This is a genomic window from Erwinia sp. V71, assembly GCF_965644245.1.
Lineage (GTDB): Bacteria > Pseudomonadota > Gammaproteobacteria > Enterobacterales > Enterobacteriaceae > Erwinia.
The window spans coordinates 1-2,639 of sequence record NZ_CBFFRK010000216.1 but is presented as its reverse complement, the minus strand read 5'-3'; the positions used below and the strand labels follow the sequence as shown (position 1 = coordinate 2,639).

Genomic DNA, 2,639 nt, shown 5'->3' with positions numbered 1-2,639 from the left:
GTAAGCGTCTCATCCAGACCGTCTTTTATTTTTGCCCGTGTTTTCTACCATGGACACTTTCGCGAACATGGACTCTGCCGTGGACAAAAATACGCCTTACACCAGAAGACTCTGGATCACCACTGCACTGAGCTTGCGGTTTAACGATGCCCTGACTTACCGTGAAATCGCTGAGCAACTGAACATCAGCACTTCCGCCACGCATAAAATGTTCAAGCGTTTCCGCCGCACGGGTATTAACTGGCCGTTGCCGGTGGAATACACGCCCGAGCGCCTGGAAGAGGAACTGTACGCTTTCAATCTTGAAACAAACCTGCCTGTCAAAAAACGCCGCCCGGACTGGCCACTGGAGTTCAAAATTCGCATGGCGGAGCTGAGCCTGCAACCGGGTGCCTGTGTGGCAGAACTGGCGCGGGAGCATGGTGTTAACGATAATCTGGTGTTTAACTGGCGTAACCTTCATCGACAGGGACTGCTGGACCCTGCCAGCAGGGCCACCCTCATTCCGGTCACAGTGGAGCCTCTGTCGTCGCCATCCAGACACAACGGGGCCGTATCGGCAGACCTGACACAGGTCATCAGTTGCAAGCTGACACTGCCGGGCGGCAGCCTGAGCCTGACCGGGCCACTGACCCCAGAGCTTCTACGCGTACTGGTCAGCGAACTCAGGGAGGGTGAGGCATGATCAACTTTCCGGTTGGCTCGCGCATCTGGCTGGTCGCCGGAGTGACGGATATGCGCTGCAGCTTCAACGGGCTGGCGGCGAAAGTGCAGAACACGCTACGCACGAACCCGTTCAGCGGTCATCTGTTTATCTTTCGGGGACGACGGGGCGACATGATAAAGGTGCTGTGGGCCGACCGGGACGGCCTGTGCCTGTTTACCAAAAGGCTGGAACGTGGCCGCTTCATCTGGCCGGTGACCCGCGACGGAAAAGTCCACCTGACGCCGGCGCAGCTGAGCATGCTGCTGGAGGGTATTAACTGGAAACATCCGCAGCGGACGGAACGCCCTGGTCTGCGGATATAACCTGCTGTAAAGTGGAGGCATGGACACCTCATACCCTGATGAAAATGCCCGCCTCAGGGCTCTGCTGCAGGAACAGCAGGCCACCATCCGCAAAATGGCGGAGTATAACCGCCTGCTCTCGCAGCGGGTGGCTGCGTACGCCAGCGAAATCAACCGTCTGAAGGCGCTGGTCGCTAAGCTGCAGCGCATGCAGTTCGGAAAAAGCTCCGAAAAGCTGCGGGATAAAACGCAGCGTCAGGTGCGCGAGGCTGAGGAGCGCATCAGCGCCCTGCAGGAGGAAATGGCGGAGGTTCTGGGTGAGCAGCATGACCCGGCACTCCCGCAGCCGCTGCGCCAGACTTCCGCCCGTAAACCACTGCCGGCCTCACTTCCCCGCGAAACCCGCATTCTGCCGCCCGCCGAAATCGCCTGTCCGGCGTGCGGCGGCAACCTCATAGCGTTGGGCTGCGACGTGTCGGAGCAGCTGGAGCTCATCAGTAGCGCCTTTAAGGTTATCGAAACGCAGCGTCCGAAGCTGGCCTGCTGTCAGTGCGACAATATCGTTCAGACCCCGATGTCCTCAAAACCCATAGAGCGCAGCTATGCAGGTCCCGGTCTGCTGGCACGCATCGTTACGGCGAAGTTCGCCGAGCACACGCCGCACTACCGCCAGTCGGAAATATACCGTCGCCAGGGCGTGGAGCTGAGCCGTGCCACGCTGGGGCGCTGGTCCGGTGCGGTCAGCGAGCTGCTGGAGCCGCTGTACGACCTGCTGCGGCAGTACGTGCTGATGCCGGGTAAGGTGCATACAGACGATATCCCTGTGCCAGTGCAGGAGCCGGGCAGCGGTAAAACCCGCACGGCCCGCCTGTGGGTCTACGTCCGGGATGACCGCAACGCGGGTTCACAGCTCCCGCCTGCGGTATGGTTCGCATACTCACCGGACCGGAAAGGCGTTCATCCACAACAGCACCTTGCCGGGTACTGCGGCATCCTGCAGGCGGACGCGTACGGTGGCTACAACGCACTGTATGAAGACGGTCGCATCACGGAAGCGGCCTGCATGGCCCATGCCCGGCGAAAAATCCACGACGTTCACGTCCGTACCCCGACCGATATCACAACCGAAGCGCTGAGGCGCATCGGTGAGCTGTATGCCATCGAGGCGGAGATACGCGGCAGCCCGGCAGATGAAAGGCTGGCAGTCCGTAAAGCGCAGAGCGTCCCGCTGATGCAGTCTCTGTACGACTGGATACAGGTACAGATGAAGGTGCTGTCGCGCCACTCTGATACGGCGAAGGCGTTCGCGTACGTGCTGAAACAGTGGGGCGCGCTGAACCTGTACTGCAGCAACGGTTGGGCGGAGATAGACAACAACATCGCGGAAAACGCGCTGCGCGGCGTTGCCCTGGGCCGGAAAAACTGGCTGTTCGCCGGTTCAGATGCGGGCGGAGAGCGTGCTGCTGTACTGTACTCGCTGATCGGCACTTGCCGGCTTAACGGCGTGGAGCCGGAAGCATGGCTGCGTTACGTCATCGGTCATATCCAGGACTGGCCGGTGAACAGGGTGCGTGATTTGCTACCATGGAAAACGTCTTTTACTTCCTGAACTGACGCAGGTTAATGCCAGC

3 protein-coding genes are annotated in these 2,639 nt (G+C 60.1%); all 3 read left to right on the top strand.

From position 1 onward, the window contains the following. Positions 1-79 precede the first annotated feature (79 nt). Genes tnpA through tnpC form a run of 3 tightly spaced genes read left to right on the top strand, consistent with a single transcriptional unit; the run spans position 80 to position 2,617 of the window. Complete coding sequence (gene tnpA / locus ACSZO1_RS22140; RefSeq protein ID WP_437616506.1) at positions 80-685, top strand: IS66-like element accessory protein TnpA; 606 nt, start codon at positions 80-82, stop codon at positions 683-685. Continuing rightward, the gene (gene tnpB, locus ACSZO1_RS22135) at positions 682-1,029 is read left to right on the top strand and encodes an IS66 family insertion sequence element accessory protein TnpB (RefSeq protein WP_437616504.1); all 348 of its coding nucleotides are present in this window, start codon (positions 682-684) and stop codon (positions 1,027-1,029) included. The genes tnpA and tnpB overlap by 4 nt, the downstream gene beginning before the upstream one ends. A 19-nt stretch (positions 1,030-1,048) precedes the next feature. After that, on the top strand, positions 1,049-2,617 hold the full coding sequence (gene tnpC / locus ACSZO1_RS22130; RefSeq protein WP_437616502.1) for an IS66 family transposase: 1,569 nt from the start codon (positions 1,049-1,051) through the stop codon (positions 2,615-2,617). Positions 2,618-2,639: the final 22 nt, after the last annotated feature.